The 19,418-nt window shown below is 61.6% G+C and carries 15 protein-coding genes; 9 read left to right on the plus strand and 6 right to left on the minus strand.

The window, feature by feature from the left end:
* The first annotated feature begins 10 nt into the window (after positions 1 to 10).
* From FAZ98_RS27920 to FAZ98_RS27950, 7 genes are all read left to right on the plus strand, one after another.
* Positions 11 to 1,186: an acyl-CoA dehydrogenase family protein gene (locus FAZ98_RS27920; protein WP_158956144.1), complete on the plus strand. Its 1,176-nt coding sequence runs from the start codon at positions 11 to 13 to the stop codon at positions 1,184 to 1,186.
* Positions 1,187 to 1,260: 74 nt separating this feature from the next.
* Positions 1,261 to 2,544, plus strand: a complete 1,284-nt coding sequence (locus FAZ98_RS27925; protein ID WP_158956147.1) for an MFS transporter — start codon at positions 1,261 to 1,263, stop codon at positions 2,542 to 2,544.
* A gap of 85 nt (positions 2,545 to 2,629) precedes the next feature.
* Positions 2,630 to 4,561: an alkyl/aryl-sulfatase gene (locus tag FAZ98_RS27930; RefSeq protein WP_158956149.1), complete on the plus strand. Its 1,932-nt coding sequence runs from the start codon at positions 2,630 to 2,632 to the stop codon at positions 4,559 to 4,561.
* 118 nt (positions 4,562 to 4,679) lie between these two features.
* Complete coding sequence (locus tag FAZ98_RS27935) at positions 4,680 to 5,852, plus strand: porin (protein WP_158956151.1); 1,173 nt, start codon at positions 4,680 to 4,682, stop codon at positions 5,850 to 5,852.
* 94 nt (positions 5,853 to 5,946) lie between these two features.
* Positions 5,947 to 7,017, plus strand: a complete 1,071-nt coding sequence (locus tag FAZ98_RS27940) for an alcohol dehydrogenase (RefSeq protein WP_158956153.1) — start codon at positions 5,947 to 5,949, stop codon at positions 7,015 to 7,017.
* Positions 7,014 to 8,474: an NAD-dependent succinate-semialdehyde dehydrogenase gene (locus FAZ98_RS27945; protein WP_158956155.1), complete on the plus strand. Its 1,461-nt coding sequence runs from the start codon at positions 7,014 to 7,016 to the stop codon at positions 8,472 to 8,474. Before FAZ98_RS27940 ends, FAZ98_RS27945 begins: the two co-directional genes overlap by 4 nt.
* Before the next feature lie 54 nt (positions 8,475 to 8,528).
* Positions 8,529 to 9,584 carry a CaiB/BaiF CoA transferase family protein gene (locus tag FAZ98_RS27950; protein WP_158956157.1) on the plus strand — a complete coding sequence of 352 codons (1,056 nt, stop codon included), beginning with the start codon at positions 8,529 to 8,531 and terminating at the stop codon, positions 9,582 to 9,584.
* A 174-nt stretch (positions 9,585 to 9,758) separates the two neighbouring features.
* Here FAZ98_RS27950 and FAZ98_RS27955 read toward each other — a convergent pair whose 3' ends face one another.
* Positions 9,759 to 10,304: a hypothetical protein gene (locus tag FAZ98_RS27955; protein ID WP_158956159.1), complete on the minus strand. Its 546-nt coding sequence runs from the start codon at positions 10,302 to 10,304 to the stop codon at positions 9,759 to 9,761.
* Between the two features lie 859 nt (positions 10,305 to 11,163).
* Here FAZ98_RS27955 and FAZ98_RS27960 point away from each other — a divergent pair.
* The gene (locus tag FAZ98_RS27960) at positions 11,164 to 11,784 is read left to right on the plus strand and encodes a hypothetical protein (protein WP_158956161.1); all 621 of its coding nucleotides are present in this window, start codon (positions 11,164 to 11,166) and stop codon (positions 11,782 to 11,784) included.
* A 55-nt stretch (positions 11,785 to 11,839) separates the two neighbouring features.
* Positions 11,840 to 12,922, plus strand: a complete 1,083-nt coding sequence (locus FAZ98_RS27965; protein ID WP_233272868.1) for an Imm72 family immunity protein — start codon at positions 11,840 to 11,842, stop codon at positions 12,920 to 12,922.
* Positions 12,923 to 13,291: 369 nt separating this feature from the next.
* On the opposite strand, the gene FAZ98_RS27970 is transcribed toward FAZ98_RS27965, so the two are convergent.
* The 5 genes from FAZ98_RS27970 to FAZ98_RS27990 form a co-directional block, all read right to left on the minus strand.
* A complete protein-coding gene (locus FAZ98_RS27970) occupies positions 13,292 to 13,795 on the minus strand; it encodes a prolyl-tRNA synthetase associated domain-containing protein (RefSeq protein ID WP_158956166.1) in 504 nt (167 codons plus the stop codon).
* A 78-nt stretch (positions 13,796 to 13,873) separates the two neighbouring features.
* A complete protein-coding gene (locus tag FAZ98_RS27975; RefSeq protein WP_158956168.1) occupies positions 13,874 to 15,286 on the minus strand; it encodes an aspartate ammonia-lyase in 1,413 nt (470 codons plus the stop codon).
* Positions 15,279 to 16,262 (minus strand): LysR family transcriptional regulator, encoded by a 984-nt coding sequence (locus tag FAZ98_RS27980; RefSeq protein WP_158956170.1) that lies wholly within the window; start codon positions 16,260 to 16,262, stop codon positions 15,279 to 15,281. Before FAZ98_RS27980 ends, FAZ98_RS27975 begins: the two co-directional genes overlap by 8 nt.
* A 78-nt stretch (positions 16,263 to 16,340) precedes the next feature.
* Positions 16,341 to 17,738: an MFS transporter gene (locus tag FAZ98_RS27985; RefSeq protein WP_158956172.1), complete on the minus strand. Its 1,398-nt coding sequence runs from the start codon at positions 17,736 to 17,738 to the stop codon at positions 16,341 to 16,343.
* 485 nt (positions 17,739 to 18,223) lie between these two features.
* Entirely contained in the window at positions 18,224 to 19,402 is a 1,179-nt protein-coding gene (locus tag FAZ98_RS27990; RefSeq protein WP_158956174.1) for a fumarylacetoacetate hydrolase family protein, read from the minus strand.
* Positions 19,403 to 19,418: the final 16 nt, after the last annotated feature.

Genomic DNA, 19,418 nt, shown 5'->3' on the forward strand with positions numbered 1-19,418 from the left:
GGGCGTTACCATGTTCGAATATGTCTCGACTCCGGAATTCGACGCGACGCGCGGCGGAATTCAGGCATTCCTGAAAGACGAACTGATACCGTTGCAGCAGGAGCTTGGCCTCGACACCGAAGATGTCTGGCCGCGCGAGGTGTTGCGCAAGGTGTGGCGACGTTCCGCCGAACTCGGTTACTACGCGGCATGTTTGCCCGAAACACTCGGCGGGAAAGGCTTCAACGTGCTGCAGCAATGCGCGCTCAAGGCGGATCTCGCGGCCAGCGGCGCGGCGCTCGCGCCGCACGTGCTCGGCGATCTGGGTGGGCCGCCGCGCATCGGCAGCATGATCAAGTCCGCGACCGAGGACCAGTTGGCGCGCTATTTCCGGCCGATTATTCGCGGCGAGAAGTCGATTTGTTTCGCGTTGACCGAGCCGCATTCCGGCTCCGACGCGCAGAGCATTCGGACTTCCGCTGTGAGCGACGGCGACGACCTGATCATCAACGGACACAAGCATTACATCAGCGGCGCGCCGTTCGCGGACGTGGCGATCGTGATGTGCGTCACCGACGATACTGGCGACGCGCCCTCCATTTCGGCCGTATTGGTCGACCTGGACTTGCCGGGCGTGCGCGTGGAGGAGCAATACGTGCCGATGTCCGGTCAGCATATCGACGCCGATATCCTGTTCGACAACGTGCGCGTGCCGCGCGCGAACGTGCTCGGCGGCTTCGGCAATGGCTTCAAGCTGGGCATGTCGCGCATCAACGTCAACCGGCTGCTGCATTGCCCGACGATGCTCGGCCTCGCGACTTCGGCCTACCGCGCCTCGCTCGACTACGCGAAAACCCGCAAGCAGTTCGGCGGCCCGATTGCCCGCTTTCAGGCGATTCAGCACATGCTTGCCGATATGGCGTCCGCGTTATGGGCGTGCGAGTCGATGATCGCGCAAACTGCCGCGCTCGCCGACTCGGGCGGCGATCTGCGGATGCGCGCAGCGGCGTGCAAGCTCTTCGTCTCCGAACGCTGCTTCGAAGTCGCCGACAAGGCAATCCAGATACACGGCAACGTGGGCGTCACGCGTCATCATCCCGTCGAACAGACGTTCCGCAAACTGCGCATGTTCCGCGTTTTCACCGGCACGAGCGAGATTCAACGCAACACCATCGCCAAGGTCATTCTGGCGGATCAGGCAACATAGACGCAGTCGATAGCCCATACCGGGTCCACCCGTAACCACAAATCAAAACACGGACCCGGATACAAGGAGACACTATGCTGGCGAATCAGAACGAGTACGAACCCAGACGCGCGTGGGTGATTGCCATCATGCTCGCATGCATGATGACCGTGAATTTTCTCGACAAGGTCGTGCTGGGCATGGTCGCCGTGCCGCTCATGCGCGACTTGAGCGTGACGCCGACGGAGTTCGGCCTGATCGGCGGCAGTCTGAACTGGCTGTTCGCGATCTTCGCGATTGTCGGCGGCCTGGCAAGCGAGCGGTTCAAAACGCGGCATCTCATCATGATCATGGCGCTGGCGTGGTCGGTCCTTCAACTGCCGATGATGGTTGCCAGCTCCGCGCTCACCGTGCTGATCCTGCGTGTGCTTCTGGGTGCCTCCGAGGGGCCCGCTTCGCCGCTTTCGCTGCACGCGCTGTCGAAATGGTTTCCCAACGAGAAGCGCGGTTTGCCTTCCGCCGTTCTGTATCAAGGCAGCGCGCTCGGATTGTTGCTCGCAGGCATTCTGATTCCGGCGATCACCTTGAAATGGGGCTGGCGTTCCAACTTTCTGGTGCTCGCCGTCGTGGGGCTGGTGTGGTGCGTGCTGTGGCAATTCATCGGTGGCGAAGGCACGCTCAGACAGTCGAAAGACAAGGGGTGCGGCCGCCGGCTTCCGTACCGCGTCCTGCTGGCCGACAAAACGATTCTCGGCGTGTTCTGCGCGCACTTCGCGGCTTACTGGATGCTCGCGGTGACGTTGACCTGGTTGCCGCACTATCTTCAGGCCGGCTTGGGATTTCCCGCTGCGCGATCCGGTCATCTGTTTTCGCTGATCGTTGCGGGAGCTACGTTGATCGCTTTCGCGCTGGCGTGGCTTTCACAAAAGCTGTTGCTTTCGGGCGTGCCGTCGCGGAAATCACGCGGAGTTTTTATCGCAATTTCGCTAATTGTCGCCGGATTATTTCGCGCGTCGGTGGCGCTTCCATTGACGCCTATCGAAAAGATTCTGCTTCTGATGATCGGCAACGGCATGGGCCAGGTGATGTTCTCGGTAGGCGCGACCATGATCGGCGAAGTGACGCCGGACTCGCAGCGCGGCACTATTCTCGCCTTGAGCAATGCGATCGGTTCGGTATCGGGATTAATTGCACCGGTTATTACCGGAATGATGATCGAACACGCCGCCGGCTTCGCCGCGAATGGCTTCGAAGCTTCCTGCGTGCTCACTGCGGCGGTATTGGTCCTTGCGGGATTGGTCTGCATACGCTGGCTGAATCCCGCGGCGTCGCAATGGACAAAGCACAAGACGCCGCTCGCCGGCACCGCGGAATCCTGACGTAATCGCGATCCTGCGCAAAGCGGACTGGCCTCGCTGATACGAGCGCCAGTGACCGCGCTCACCCATTCGAGAATTGGCATTCATGCAGAAAACCGGTACGCACTTTCAACCCGTCGAGAACATTCTTCACGCCCCTACGGCTTCCACCATCGCGGCACATCGCGCCGCACTCGAGTCGCTTCCGTTAGAAGATGGTCTGGACGAAAAAGAAGCGCGGCGCGGTTCCGTCGCGACAGTGCCGGACGCCGAAGTGCGCGATGAATACGGACGACTGATCTGGAGTCTCGCGGAATACGGTTTCCTTGACCCGCAAGACGCGCCGCCGACCGCGCACCCCGCCCTGTGGCGGCAGGCCAGATTGAACCGCATTCATGGACTCTTCAAGGTCACCGAACGAATCTATCAGGTGCGCGGATTCGATCTCGCAAACATGACAATAGTAGAAGGCGATACTGGCATTATCGTCATCGACCCGCTCACGGTGAAAGAAACGGCCAGTGCCGCGCTCGATCTTTACTATGCTCACCGACCGAAGCGGCCGGTGATTGCCGTGATTTACAGCCATAGCCACACCGATCACTTTGGCGGCGTGAAGGGCGTAACGTCGGTGGAAGACGTTCGCGCGGGGAGGGTGGCGGTAATTGCACCGGCAGGCTTCATGGAAGAGGCCGTGTCCGAAAATGTGCTCGCGGGCCGGGCGATGGATCGCCGCGCGCAGTTCCAGTTCGGGCATACGCTGGCTCGCGGCGCCTGTTGTCAGATCGACTCGGGTCTCGGCAAGAACATGCCGAGCGGCACTGTGACGCTCATCGAGCCTACCGTCCTCATTGAACAGGAAAGCGAAACCCACGTAATAGACGGCGTGGAAATCGTTTTTCAGTTGACGCCGGAAAGTGAAGCGCCTGCGGAGATGCATTTTTTCTTTCCGCAATTCCGTGCGCTCAATCTCGCGGAAAATGCCACACGTACGCTGCATAACCTGTGTCCGCTGCGCGGCGCACAAGTGCGCAATGCGCGGCTCTGGTCGCACTATCTGAACCTCGCGTTGGAGCGCTACGCGCCGCATGCCGACGTGGTGCTCGCGCAGCATCACTGGCCGACGTGGGGCAACGAACGGCTGACGCGCTTTCTCGAGCAGCAGCGCGATCTGTACAAATACCTGCATGACCAGACGGTAAGGTTGATGAACCAGGGTCGCACCGCGCCCGAGATCGCCGAAGAGATGATGCTGCCCGATTCGTTGCGCGCACAATGGCACACGCACGGCTACTACGGCACCGTCTCGCACAATGTGAAGGCGATCTATCAGCATTATTTGAGCTGGTACGACGGTAATCCTTCACATCTTCACGCGTTGCCGGATGAACAGTCCGCGCCGCGATACGTCGAATACATGGGCGGCATTGCCGCGATCATGGAGCGCGCGCGGCGCGATTTCGACAACGGAGACTACCGGTGGGTGGCGGAAGTCATGAACCGCGTCGTGTTCGCCGATCCGCAGTGTCGCGAGGCGCGCGAACTCGGCGCCGCCGCACTCGAACAGATGGGCTTTCAGGCGGAATCGGCTACGTGGCGAAACGCGTTCCTGCTCGGCGCGCGCGAGTTGCGCGAAGGCGTCGGCGACGGATCGAGACATTCCACGCGCGGCGGCGATCTGCTGCAGGCCATGACGCCAGGTCAGTTCTTCGATTTCCTCGCCGTGACCGTCAACGGGGAAAAAGCGCAAGTTCTCGATCTGCGTATCGACTGGGTGTTTACGGAACGCGATCAACGATACGCGTTGCGAGTCGCAAACGGCGCTCTGACGTGGTCGAAGACGCCACATCGCGCGGCTGTCGATTTCGTCGTGCATATGAACGATGCCGCGCAAGTGCTCGTGTTGATGGGCGAGACGGGATTTCTCTCGGCAATCGAAAAAGCGTTCGTGAGCGTTGAAGGAAATCGAACATGGTTCGACGCTTTCGTGGCCACGTTGGAACGCGGCAACGGCCGCTTCAATGTCGTGGAGCCGTGACTTTGGAATTGGGCGCTGAAGAGTTGTCGAGCGCGGCGGGCAATGTAGTCAGTCGGTGAGAAGGGAATCGGTTTGGAGTGTTCTAAAAAAATCAGCAAATAATAAACAGGAGTACGAAATGGAGACGAAACTGGTTGGTATTGGTGCGTTGGTATGTGCCTCGGTTTGTCATGCGCAAACCTCGGTTACGTTGTACGGCCTTGTCGATACCGGTGTGGCTTACGTGACCAACGCGGGCGGTGCGCATCAATATTCGATGGCGAACGGCGCGCACTCGGGCAGCCGTTGGGGTTTGAGAGGGCGCGAAGACCTCGGTGGCGGCAACGATGCGATCTTCGTGCTCGAAGCGGGTTTCAACAGCGCGAATGGTGCGATCGGACAGAACGGCACGGAATTCGGCCGCCAGGCATTCGTCGGGTTGTCGCGCGCGGAGGGTTCGGTCACGCTGGGCCGCCAATACTCGCCGACATTCGAATTGTTCTTCCCGTTTCTCCCCATTTCCAACGGTTCGGCGGGGTCGGGGTTCGGCATTCATCCCGGCGACGTCGACAACCTCGACACGTTCAACCGCATTGCCAACTCGCTGAAGATAACGACTGCCGACTATCACGGGCTGAAGGGCGAAGCGCTGTACAGCTTCGGCGGCCAGCCCGGATCGATTGCCCGCAATCAGATCTGGAACGTCGCGGTTCGCTATATGCAAGGTCCGCTGGGACTCGCGGCTTCGTATCAATCGACCGATCGCCCCAACTATTCGTTCTGGGGCGACAAGGCCAACGACAGCACGACCGGCAGCAATATTGCCAGCCCGATTCTTCGCGGCTACGCCACGGCCGGCAAGCAGGACATCTTCGCGGCCGCCGCCTCGTGGAAGGCCGGCCCGGCGCGTTTCAACCTGATCTACACCAACACGCGCTTCGATCATCTCGGCACGGTTGCGGTCAGCGGACTCACGCCGGCCATGGCCGCCAACCGCGGCGTGGCCAGCATCAACGTGTACGAAGCGAACGCCGGTTACTTCGTCACGCCGTTCCTGCTGGTCGGCGCGGCGTTTTCCTATACACGCAACGGCGGCACCAACGGCCGCGAGGGCGCGGGCTACAGTCAGACCAATGCGGGCATCGACTACTTCGTGTCCAAGCGGACCGATCTCTATGGCCTCCTCGTGCATCAGGTCGCTTCGGGTGTCGATTCCACTGGCAACCGGGCCGTAGCGATCGTGCCCGGCAACACGGCTTCGACCAGCAACCAGCAAACGCTCGTCACGGTCGGTATTCGTCACAAGTTCTGAGGCGGCGCGCGAAAAGGGTGACTGCCCGTGCGTGGCCCACGCCGCTATCGCGATCGTCGAGCGACCGTTTTCGATTTTTCAAGGAGAGTTATTGATGCTCAGTTACGACGTCGTCGAGCACGGCCAACCGCTGCAAGCGCGCCTTCGCGAGACGCCTGTGCCAGGCCCGCGCGAGGTAGTGATCCGAATCAGCCATTCGGGTCTCTGTCATTCCGATATCCATCTCTGGAAAGGCTATTTCGAACTCGGCCCGGACAAAAAGCAGAGGCTGGGCGACGCGGGCTTGCAACCGCCGCTCACGCTCGGCCACGAGGCGCTGGGCACGGTCGTCGCGGTGGGTGCGGAAGTCGATGAGGTCGGTGTGGGCGAAACGCGCCTCGTATTTCCCTGGATCGGCTGCGGTAGCTGCTGGGCGTGCGACGCCGGGCGCTCCGACCTGTGCGCGAAGCCGAGGAACATCGGCATTGCGCTGCCCGGCGGATTCGCCACGCACATGGTCGTGCCCGATGCAAAGTATCTCGTCGACGTGACCGGACTCGACGCCGGATTCGCCGCCACCCTGGCTTGTTCGGGCGTGACGTCGTATGCGGCGGTCGGCAAGCTGCCGACACTGCGCGCCGACGACTGGGTAGCCGTGATCGGTTGTGGCGGCGTCGGCATGACGGCGATTTCGATTCTGAAAGCGCTCGGCATTGCGAACATCGTCGCGCTGGACGTGGACGATAACAAGCTGCAAGCGGCGCAGTCGCTGGGCGCTACAAAGACCTTGCGTGCGGATGCCGACGGCGCGGCCAGGGCGCTGTTCAAGGCGGCCGGCGGTATGCTCGCGGCGGCGATCGACTTTGTCGGCATGCCTAAAACCTTCAACCTCGGCTATGGCGCGTTGCGCAAGGGCGGCACGCTCGTTCTGTGCGGCTTGCACGGTGGCGAGTGGACGACGCCGCTGCCGCTGCTCTCGCAGCGCTCCATTTCGATCATGGGCTCCTACGTCGGCACGCTGGAAGACCTCAAGGCGACGGTTCAGCTTGCGAAGGACGGCAAGCTTGCGCCCACGCCGGTGCGGGTGCGTGACGCCGCCGAAATCAATGAAGCGCTCGACGATCTCAACAGCGGGCGCATTCTGGGTCGAACGGTTCTGGACTTCAGCGGAGTGGACGCGCAATGACGACGACTCATACCATCGTCGCCGAGTATCCGGCGGTGCGTCTGCTGATTGCCGGCGAATGGCGTGCCGCCGCCGATGCGGGCACCCTGGACGTGCTGAATCCCGCGAGTGCGGAGGTCGTCGGTCAGGTCGCGCGCGCCACGAGTGACGACGTCGAAGACGCGGCCAACGCGGCGGCGGACGGGTTTCGCGTCTGGCGCGCGATGTCCGCGGTCAAACGCGCGCTCATCATGCGAGCCGCGGCGAAGCTGCTGCGCGAACGATCGACGCAGATCGCGCAACTCATGACGCTGGAGCAGGGCAAGCCGCTCGCCGAATCGAGAGGCGAAATTCTCGCGGCGGCGGATATTGTCGACTGGTTCGCGGAAGAAGGCAGCCGGATTTATGGACGGATCGTGCCGTCGCGAAGCGCGAAGGCACAGCAACTGGTTCTGCGCGAGCCAGTTGGTCCGGTGGCCGCGTTTGCGCCGTGGAATTTCCCCGTGAATCAGGTAGTCCGCAAGTTGGCGGCCGCGCTGGCGGCTGGCTGCTCGATCGTGGTGAAGGCGCCGGAAGAAACGCCGGCCTCGCCGGCGGCGCTGATCGAGACGTTCGTCGACGCGGGCGTGCCGGCGGGCGTCATTGGGCTGCTTTACGGCGATCCCGCGCGGATTTCGCGCCAGCTCATCGCGCATCCGGTCATCCGCAAAGTCACCTTCACGGGCTCCACGGCGGTCGGCAAGCAACTGGCCGCATTGGCGGGCGGCCACATGAAGCGCGTGACGATGGAGCTTGGCGGCCACGCGCCGGTGATCGTCGCGGAGGACGCGGATATTGAGCGCGCCGTCAAGGCGACCGCCATCGCCAAGTTCCTGAATGCCGGGCAAGTCTGCATTTCGCCGACGCGCTTTCTCGTGCACAACAGCCTGCGCGCGCAATTCGTCGAAGGTCTCGCGCGCTACGCGGGCAAGCTCGTGGTCGGCGACGGTCTGCACGACACCACCACGTTGGGACCGCTCGCGAACGCAAGACGGCTGGAAGCCATGGAAACGCTCACGCTGGATGCGGTTGCGAAGGGCGCGCGCGTGGCGGCGGGCGGCGCGCGCTTGCACGACACAGGCTACTTTTTCGCGCCGACCGTGCTCGACGACGTGCCGCGCGACGCCTCGATCTTCAACGACGAACCATTCGGCCCGGTCGCGGCGGTGAGCGGTTTCGACCGCCTCGACGACGCCATCGACGAAGCGAACCGCCTGCCATACGGCCTCGCCGGTTACGCGTTCAGCCGCTCGTTCGGCACGATTCACCGGCTGATGCACGGCGTCGAAGTCGGCATGCTCTGGATCAACCAGCCCGCGACGCCGTTTCCTGAACTGCCGTTCGGTGGCGTCAAGGATTCGGGCTATGGGTCCGAGGGCGGTCCCGAGGCGCTGGATGCGTATCTCGTGGCCAAAGCCGTCTCGATTACCGCGTATTGAGCGGTTTGATTTGGCGGGCGTACGAGCCCATGGCGGTTGATTCGGGAGAGTGCGATGTCAGTCAGTTGGTCTTGCCTGAAAGGCGCGAAGATTCTCGACCTGAGCCAGTTGCTGCCCGGGCCGCACGCAACGTCGATGCTGCGCGACATGGGCGCGGATATCGTCAAAGTGGAACCGCCGGATGGCGGCGATTCCCTGCGAACGTTTGCGCCTGCGCTCTTCGAGACGTTGAATCGGGGCAAGCGCATCGTCACGCTCGACCTGAAAACGTCGGCGGGGCGTGCGGAACTCTTGTCGCTCGTTGAAACCGCTGATGCACTGGTCGAAGGGTTTCGTCCAGGCGTGATGTCGCGCTTCGGCCTCGATCATGCCGAACTCGCGCGGTTCAACCCGGCGATCGTCACGTGTTCGATCTCGGGATTCGGGCAGTGGGGTCCCTATGCTGCGCGCCCGGGTCACGACCTCAATTTTCTTGCGCTCGGCGGATACTGGGCGATTCCGTCGGCGATGGACGAGGACGTATCGCGGCCGCGCCTTCGCGTCGCGGATTTCGCCGCGTCGAGCTATGCCGCGTTCTCGCTGGCTGTCGCGATAATGAGCGCGCGGGAAAGTGGCATGGGCCAGCATCTCGACGTGTCCATCCACGAGTGTCTCACGGCATGGACGGCGCCGTTCGCGTCGATGATGATCGACAGGCAGGGTGCGCCCGCCGCCCCGCCCGCGGTGAGGGCGGAAAACGGTCTTTATCGCACGGCAGACGGCCGCCACATCGCACTCGGAATTCTGGAGAACAAGTTCTGGTGCCATTTCGTTGGCGCCGTTAAGGCACATGCGCCTTTGCTCGCCGACGCGCGATACGCCACGGTCGACGGCCGCCAACGGCACCGTACCGCGTTGCATGAACTACTCACGCGGACCTTTGCGGCCGCCCCCCTCGCGCGATGGATCGAACTGCTTTCAGGAGCCGACGTTCCGTTGACGCCCGTCCTGGACGCTTCCGAGCTATTTGCCGATGCGCATCTGAACGCACGAAGAATGTTTACGGACGCTGACGATGGTGCGGATATTCGCTTTCCGGTGCTTTTTTCGCTTTCGAATACTTCATTGTGAAACAAGGCTGTAGCGGTGGGACCAACATCTCATGAAGATGCCGAAGCGACCCGAAAACGTTATTCGGCTTGAAACCCGCGGGTGACCGCTCTCGACCCTAAGCGGACCGACGCCGGTTCTGGATGCGGCCACTCAGAAGTGCGCAGATTGCGAATCCACCGCGTCGCCAAACTTTTACATCTGCTCCCAGACTTCGTCTTTGGGAGAGCGGCTACCTGCACCATAAGAATAAAGGCCATCTGCTCGTACAGAAAGTACGTCGCCGGAATCCCGTTCATAGAGAAGCCATTGCTCAACTGACAAGTCATTGTCATAGGGCCAGGTTCTCAACACACCGCTCAGGTCGAAAGCGAACACCCATGAACTGGGCGTCGAGCCACGCGCGACAGACAGCAACTTTTGACCGTCAAGTCGCTGTGCCGCAAACGTTATATCATCGTCCGGTGACTCGTTGTGGGCGACCTCTTTGCCGCCCAGTTCAATTGACCAATTGCAGCAATAAATCCACAAGCGCCAGTTTCCGGTCACCGTCACCTGTCTGCGGCCCAAGAGTTCACGGACCTTTTCGGACGCATCGGGCGAGGCGAGTCCCGGTTCCCTTATCCGAAGCGAAGGCGGTCCAAACTCTAGCGTAAGAAAGCTCCCGTGCCCCTTCTTCACCGACCAGGCAGGATGCCCATAGACTGCGGACCAGATCCGCTCGAATTCGGTGAAATCCATTTTTCTCCATCTTCGTTAGGACTTTCCTAGACCAGCAGCTTGTCATTGCCGGAAAGCAGGTTCGATAAACTGTTTCAAATTGTCGGTAATTTAGACTGCAAAGTCGAGCGACTGAAGCTGGCCGGGTTGAGGCAGTACTCCCAGCAATTTGCTCGCCGGAAACCGGCCATTGAGGGAGCGCGGGCGAGACCCTAGCTATTCAAACTGGACGGCGGCCCCGACCGGCGGCTTCTGGCCGCATTGTGTCTCATGGTTATGGTAGCCATCGTAGTGGGAACCTGCGGACGGTATCGCCGCTGCATAGGTTACTCCGTTTAGCCTTGAGTTCATTGATAAACTTCGTCTACAAGAAAGAAGTGATGGCCGAAAGATCGGACGGATAGTTGCGCGCCTTCGTGTCCGCGCTCTTTAAAACGATCAAGAGGGGCGTCGGTTTCGTCGTAGACAAGTGTGTAAAAGACGTTGGCTGTGGCTGCACCTCCCGTGCCTCCCCAATCCCACTCACCATATTTTGGAGGTGCCCCTGGTAGATCATGCGCTAGCTTCGAATAATAATCCTGTTCAACCTGAAATCGGATCCAACTCGGATCAATTGCGAGTTGGCGAGCGACGATGAGCAAGCCGATGACTATTAGCGGTGTCGCAATGACTAGAGGCAAGCTCACCCAACGGTGCGCACGAAGATGGGTAACCAGACTCCAGAAAAGAGTGAAAATGGCGATCAGAGCGGGAATTGCCGTTAATGGAACAAGCAAAATATCCAGGTTAAAAAGCCGGTCTAACTCATCGCCTAGATAAAAGATTCCACCGGCGGTCAGCCAGGCGTACGCATGGCAAGCGGTGATCCGGAATCTCCAAAATGCCCGTGTTTGGGGCTCAAAGGGTCTACAAGGACATCGCCTCGTTTCACGGTGCTATCACAGCGGTAACGTCTCGCGAGTTGGCGGGGAAGAAAATTTATCGAGCATTTGGCAACGCAAGTCGAGTGACGCCGGCCAGTGAATCGTTCGCCGGCGGGTTTTGGGCGGCGGCATACTGGGGCGTTGGTGAAGTGCCGAAAACGGCGAAAGCGTGGCGTGAGAGCGCTGCCGTGCTCGACGACTGGAATGCCAACGGCTTCATGGTTGTCGCCCATCTGCCCGACAATCTGGCGGAACTCTGGCCTGAGGCGAAAGCGTGGATCGGACGGATCGCCGAGCAATATAGCCCCGATTCACCCTTTCAATATCTCGAAGGCGGCGGCGAGCAACTTGTCGCCAATTTTGGCAAGAATCTCGTAGAGCAAATCACTGCCATTGGCAACGAGGTCAAGGCAGCGGGCTCGAACGAGGTGCGAACCGAAATGATCGACGGCGTGCGTTTCGACTTCTTCAAGACCAACTGGAAAGACGTGGAACGTGTGCATGGGTATGGCGAGGCCTCGAACAAGCAGGCCGCAACAACACGCAGGCTCACCGAAGACGAAGTACGTGAGAAGTGAGAGCGAGGATGAAAGGCTTATTTAGCGCGTTTAACGGGCAACGGTGGAGCAACTGATGCAAGGCGTCGATATGCAAGACGAAGGGGTACGTCGCAAGATTTTCTGGCTCCTCAAGCGCCTCACGAGCTACACGCTCTGGTCCCGCAAACGCGAGGCTTTCCGGATATTTGCCGCAGCCTACGAGACGGCCGTCAAGACGTGGTCGCCGAACGATCCCGAAATGGTGTCCGCCGACTACCTTGCGAAGATCTACGAGGTGGTCGGCCTGTATGACACGGGGCTCGACGATCTGGCGCACGGGCGCCGTTTTGTCTGGCGCACGAATGAGGCGCTCGAGCGCGTGGTCGCGCTCAGTAGCTATCTATCGGATTATTTTTACAGGAATCCGAACTATTGGGAGCGTGGTGCACAATTCTTGCCGTACCCGCCGAAGGTCGATGCGCTTGCACGACTGCTACGCGCGTCGATGTACCAGGGAGAGGAGGCACCGTTGGAGGTGGCTGGCACCAGTGATCGATTCGCTTCGATCGAGTCCCCGGCATGGTTGCTCGACAAAAACAAGTATAACTACAACTTCTACGAGCTTGAGTTCCCCGCATTCCCACACGATTTGCCAGAGATGCCAGAACCGCGTGGGTTGATGGTTCGTTCCGGTGAAGAGGTACCTTGCGACGGTATTTGGGAACCCATGCTGATCGAATCTGCCCGGCTGACCCATGCGCTGCCGCTGAATGTGGAGGTGATGCGCAATGGGGGCTGCTTTAATTACTTTGTTGCGCAGACTCTCGCTCCCAATTTGTCGCAATTGTCGGACGACCAATGGGACGTCGTCCCGGTTCCGACGCATTGGAGATTGTTGTGGGAGGACACTCGCTACAAGGACGGCACGATTCCGGATGAGTCCTCCTACTTTCTCGCTTCACGTCGTGAAAATCCGTTGCGTGAGCCAGTCTCCACACGAACCGAGGTCCGCACGGGTGAGCTCTGCCCAGCGTCAGGAGAATGGCACACGGAGGAATTCGGCGGCAAAACCGTGAAGATGGAGGAGGGGCAAGTCATGCCGGATTTGCTCGCTGTCGACAATCTCGGCGACCGCGTGGTGCATTGGGTTACGTGGGCACTGGTGCGCGCGACGTAGCATTGGGCTAAGCGCTGCATCGATATCCCCTTGACTCAGCAGCGAACATCGGCGGTTGCCCGGATTTGCGGAAGGTCGGCAAGCGCATGGTGGACGCGTGGGCTTTCAGACTCGAAGGCATCCAGCTCGATGCTAACGCGGGGTGCTTTCCACCCATCGACACTCCACGCGGAGTGACCTGAACGTTGGGATAGACGCCGCCACATTTTGGGCAAGAAACCAGCTCGCCCAGCCGCGTGACGGCCTTGCCGTGAACCACTTGTTCGAACGACCGTCGCATTGCTCAAGCGAGCGGCAAAGCGGGGCGGCCGACCCGCGAACGCCAATCAATCGCTCGACAAGATAGGGATCGACGAACAGGTCGACCCATTACGCTTGCGCACGCGCTGGTAGGGAGAGCCAGTTTGCTGCGTGCCCGACATGGGCGAGAAAATCGTCCAGCCCGCTTCTGGAAAGCGATACGCTCGCGGTGTTCTCCAGAGGGTGAAACAGGAAACGCGTTTCGCCATTCAAGTGCGCGTCGATAACCAGTGTCACGCGCTTAGCTTCGTCATTGACCAGCGCGAGTGGGCTCAGCGAGCCGGTCCGAATTCCCAGTAGATCAAAGAGTTTGTCCGCCGACGCAAACGACAGGCGTTTGCTGCCGAGTATCGCGGCCGCCGCCGCCAGATCGAGCGATTTGTCGGCTGTGGTGACGACCAGAAAAAACTGTCCTGCCTTGTCTTGCAGAAGCAGATTCTTGCAGCGCGCACCGCTGACGGAAAGCGTCAACGTTCCCGATTCGGCCATGTTGAGCACCGATTCGTGTTCTTCGCACTCGTACGCAATCTGCCATTCGTCGAGCCTTTTCAGGACTTCGGTTTTTCCCAGCATTCGGTTTTTCTCTTCATCAAATCAGGCCGGCCCCGGCAATGCACCGGGGCCGGCTTCAATCGCGTACGCGCAAGCGGATCAGCCGCCGAACACGGGGTGCGACGCCGCGCGGATTGCCGCAAGGGTCTCGTCACGAGAGAGCAGTCCCGACTCGTCCAGAATCGCGATCAACGGACGACCTTCGGCGACGGACTGGCGCGCGAGCTTGCTCACGCGAGCATAGCCAATCTTCGGCACGAGCGCAGTGGCCACGGCCATGGATTCCATGAGGTGCGTTTCATTGCGGTCGATATCGGCCTCGATGCCTTGCACGCACTTTTCGCCGAAGCGGTGGATGCCGTTGACCAGCAGCGAGATGCTGTCGAACACGCGCGATGCCACCACCGGCTCGAAATGGTTGATCTCCAGTTCGCCATACTGAACTGCCTGCGCGACCGCGACGTCGTTGCCGACCACCGCGAAACTCAACTGGATGATCGCCATCGGCAGGACCGGATTGACCTTGCCCGGCATGATCGACGAGCCGGCCTGAGCCTCGGGAAGTTTCAGTTCGCCGAGGCCGCCGACCGGACCGGAGGAAAGCACGGTCAGATCCGAAGCGATCTTGGCGAGCGATACCGCACAGGTGCGAAGTTCCGCCGACACGCGCGAGAACACGTCCATGTTCTGCATGGCGTCGAACGGATTGGCGGGCGCTTCGTAGGCCACGCCGGTCACGCTTTGCAGATGGGCGTAGACCGCGGCGCGGTAGCCGGCCGGCGCGCCGAATCCGGTGCCGATCGCCGTGCCGCCTAGCGGCAGCGTGCGCAGCTTGTCGCGTACCGTGGTCAGTTCTTGCGCGAGGCGCTCGGTCAGCGCCGCATAGCCGCCGAAAACCTGGCCGAGCCGCATGGGCTGCGCGTCTTGCAGGCAGGTGCGGCCGAGATGGAGGATGTCGGCGAACGCGCTCGCCTTGGCGGCGAACCGCGCGGCAAGCTGCGTGACTTCCTCGATCAGCGCGCCCAGCATGGCGTGGGTAGCGATCTTCAGCGCGGCGGGGTAGGCATCGTTGGTCGATTGCGAGCGGTTCACGTGATCGTTCGGATGGACGATCTCGTAGTTGCCGGCGGCGTGCCCCAGAATTTGCTGGGCGCGATTCGCGATGACCTCGTTGAAGTTCATGTTGGTCGAGGTGCCGCCCGAACCTTCCATGAGATCGACGACCAGCGAAGCGTCGAAGTCGCCCGCGATGACTTCCTGGCAGGCGGCCACGATGGCGTCGCATTGCGCGGCGGTAATCACCTCGTTGTCGCGATTGGCCAATGCCGCCGCCCATTTCACCTGCGCGAACGCGTCGCGAAACGCCGGGTAGTAAGCGATGTTCAACGGCGAGACCGTGAGATTTTCCACGCCGCGAACCGTGTTGACGCCATAGAGTTTGTCGCCGGGAATGACGACTTCGCCGACATAGTCGCGTTCGGTGCGAACTTCGCTCGGTGCAGGCTTATTCATGAGGATTCCTTCCGCCAACGGTAATGAGTTTTTCGATGCCCCCGCCGAGCGCGTCGAGTCTCGGCAGGAACGAGGTTTCGATGACTTCGCGCGCGGTATCGCAGGCGTCGTCGAAAAAAGCGTTGTATTCGTCGCGGCGCGCTACCAGATACAGCGAGCGCTCCAGGCCCAGGGGTTCGACGACATGCGTGGCCACGTTGCCAACATGCGCGGCGGCCTGAAGAAAGCACATCGGCGAGGTAATGGCCCAGCCGATACCTTCCGCGACCATCGACGTCAAGGCATCCGCGTTGTCCAGTTCGAGTCGCGCGGGCGCGCGGATGTCGATGCGCCGCAAATATCGCTCGATCTGCATGCCCACTTGCGACGTGCGGTTGAAGCGCACAATGGGCAAACGGTTGATCAGCGCGCGCACGTCGTCGATCGTCTGCACCGGTGCGCGCAGCGTTTTCGGCGTGATCACGAAATAGCGCTCGGAGAACATGCGATACCGCACCACGTCATTGGCGTCGATCAGCGGGTCGCTCGTGACGATCAGATCGAGATCGCGACGCAGCAGCGCTTCGCCCTGTTGCGGACTCAAACCGGTGCGTATCGACAACTGCGAGACCTTGTCCAGCAGCTTTTTCGTGAACACCGACCCGCAGGTGGACGCGAACGAGTCGACCAGCCCGATGCGCAGATCGGGTTTGATGCCGCTGCCGGCTTCGACGACCTGCGCCTTCAGGTTGGCGATCTCCTCGCTCAACACGGCCCCGCGATTCTTGAGCGCAATGCCGAACGGCGTCAGCGTCATCGGCCGCGTGGTGCGATTCACCAGCACGACGCCCAGTTCCTCCTCGAGTTGCCGGATGATCTGCGACACGCCCGACTGGGAAACGCCCATTCGCGACGCGGCAGCCGACATGCTGCCTTCTTCCGCAACGGCCACGAAAACTTGTACGGCGTGCATATCGAGCGGCTTGTTTGGCGGCATGTCGTGTCCTGGTGTGAGCGTCACGGGCTATGTTCTCGCATTTGGCGCGGCGCCGCGACCTCGACGCCCGCGCCGTCGTCACAGGTGGTTTTTCCTTGCGCCCGTCGCGGACTCCGCGAATGCCGTGTGACGGCGCGCGGCGGCGTCGGCTTCGTCTGCGGCGCTGTCGGCCTTCACGTCGGAGAGGTTTTCGCTACCCGTTTCCGGTGCCATGAAGTGACAGAAAACGCCGCCGAACAGCAGAACCGCGACGCATGTGCCGAGCGCCGCGTGAATGCCCACCTGTTGCACGGCGATCGGCAGGAGGAACGTGCTGATAGCGGAGCCGAACCGGCTCGACGCGACCGCCAGACCCACGCCGGAAGCGCGCAGGTGCGTGGGGAACAGTTCGGGCGGATAGACGAACTCGAGGTTCGCCGCGGCGGAGAGAATGCACGCGAACACGCCGAACACGAGCATCGTGCCGAGCGGTCCGAGGCTGGTCCAGGTCAGCACGGCCAGGCCGAGCGCCGCGAGATAGAAGGTGCCGAGGAGAAACGCGCGGCGGGAAATCCTGTCGACCAGCAGCAACCCGGCGATGGCGCCCGCGAGCAGCAGCACGTTGTACACGAGGCCGCCTTCGAACTTGTCCTTGACGTGCAGCGCTTCGAGAACGCGCGGCGCGAACGTGCCCAGCGCGAAGTACGGGATCACCTGACAGGTGTAGAAGACGCAGCCGACCAGCGTGTTCCTGCGCCAGCGCGGCGAGAACAGTTGCGACCAGGCGCCTTCGCGCTGCGGTGCATCGGTCGATGCCGGCGTGGCAAGTGTGACTTCGGGGCCGAACCGGCGGCGGATGATGGCCAGTGCTTCGTCGCTACGGCCGCGTTTCATCAGCCACATCGGCGATTCGGGCACGATGAGGCGGAACGGCAGAATCAGCAGCGCCGGAACGCCGCTCGCCGCGAGCATGATGCGCCAGGCGTCGGGACCGATGCCGCGCATGGCGAAGCCGGCAAGATAGGCGCCCACATAGCCCGCCGCCCATGCCGCCGCAAGCACGCTTAGCAGGCGGCCGCGATAACGGCGCGGCGAATATTCAGTGACGAGCGACTTGCTCACCACGTAGTCGGCGCCGAGAATCAGCCCCAGCACGAGACGCAGAATGAGCAACTGCTGCGGTGATGTCACGAAATACTGCGCGGCGGAAACGACCGCAAACAGCAGCATGTCGTACGCGAAGATAGTTCGGCGTCCGTATTTATCGGCGATCGGGCCGGCCAGCATGCTGCCGAGGAAGAGGCCGGCGAGCGACGCTGCGCCGAGCAGACCCATCCACAGCGCGTCGAGGTGAAGCGGGCCCGCCGCCATGCTCACCGCGATCCCGATGATGCCGAGCACGAAGCCATCGCTGAATTGGCCGCCCGTTCCGCTGAAGGCCACGCCCACGTGGAAGGGGCGAAGAGGCAAATCTTCGAGTAGGACCTGCTTGCTCACAATCGTCTCCTGTATCTAATAAGGCGCCGGTGTCCGCACCTTTGGAAAACAGTGTAGGGCGACGACTTCAGGAAAACAGTAGGTGTGAGAACAGTATCACTATTTTTGATACTGTCTGTCAGGGCGGCTGAAGTTGGGTTGATGCGCGACGGCAAGCGGTCACGCGGGTTTCTTTTAATGGTGGCCGCGCTCGAGGTCCGGCGCGGAGCCAACCGAATCGCATGAAGTCCCTGTCTCCATCGGCGACCCAGGTTGCAGGTTTCAACTTGCCCGAGCCACTGGGCGGCGCGTTCCCGAGGGACGCAATCTCGGGAGCGCTCGCCGTCGCCACCGCGCCGAGTGATCAACAGCGAAGTTCTGCTTTCAACATCCCCTGTATCTATAATTTAACATAATCATAATTATCGACATTTAAAACCCGGCGTCCCAACGCTGCGTTCCCGCCATGGCGCGCCCCCTGGTCACGCCATGGTCAACGAACTCGCTTATTCCATGACCAGACCGCGCGCGGCCAGGTTGCGGAATAGCGCGCGCGTCCCGAATGTCCAGGGCGGCGCCGTCGTGCACGAGCCCACGCGATTGACGAGCGCGCCGAGCGATTCCGTGGCGATCGCCACGCGGTCGCCCGGATGATGCGTGAATCCCTCGCCGGGACGGTCGCGATCCTTGACCGGCGAAAACATGGTGCCGAGAAACAGCAGGAAACCGTCCGGATACTGGTGGTGCTCGCCATAAGTCTGCGCGACCAGATCGAGCGGATCGCGGCTGATCGCGCGCATGTGACTCACGCCGTCCAGCTCGAAGCCGTCTTCTCCGTCGATACGCAGACTCACGGACGCCGAACGCACGGCGTCGATGGTGTAATGCGCGTCGAACAGACGCACGAACGGCCCGATGGCACACGACGCGTTGTTGTCCTTGCACTTGCCGAGCAACAGCGCGGAGCGTCCTTCGATATCGCGCAGATTGACGTCGTTACCGAGCGTCGCGCCCACGGTTTCACCGCGCGCATTGACGGCCAGCACGACTTCGGGCTCGGGGTTGTTCCAGTTCGAGGCCGGCAGCAGACCCACCTCGTCGCCGCAACCGACCGACGACATCGGTTGCGACTTCGTGAACACTTCGGCGTCCGGCCCAATGCCGACCTCGAGGTATTGCGACCAGAGGCCGCGCTCCTGCAGTTCCGCCTTGAGCCGCATCGCCGCGTCGGAACCCGGCACGATGCGCGAAAGATCGGCGCCGATCGACTGCTGGATCGTCGCGCGCACGGATTCCGCCCGGCTCGCGTCGCCGCCCGCCTGCTCCTCGATCACGCGTTCGATCAGGCTCACGGCGAACGTCACGCCGCACGCCTTGATCGCCTGCACGTCGCACGGCGCCAGCAGCTTCACGGCAGGCGCCGCCGACGAAAATTGCTGCGCCATGAGTTCGACGACATCGCCGACCGGTTCGCCCGGACATTCGCGCGCAAACCGCGCGGGATCCGGCTGGTCGAAAAGATCGGCGGTCGTGGGCGCGCTCGCGGTGATGTCGAGCACCTGGCCGTGCCGCACCACGACGACGCACGGGCCTTCGAACGCCGCCGTTTTGCGCCATACCCTGCCGACCAGCAAGGCGTTGTCCAGATCGACGGGAAGCAGCCCGCGCGCGGTATCCAGATCCATTCAATCAGTCTCCGTT

The organism is Paraburkholderia acidisoli, from assembly GCF_009789675.1.
Classification (GTDB): Bacteria; Pseudomonadota; Gammaproteobacteria; order Burkholderiales; family Burkholderiaceae; genus Paraburkholderia; species Paraburkholderia acidisoli.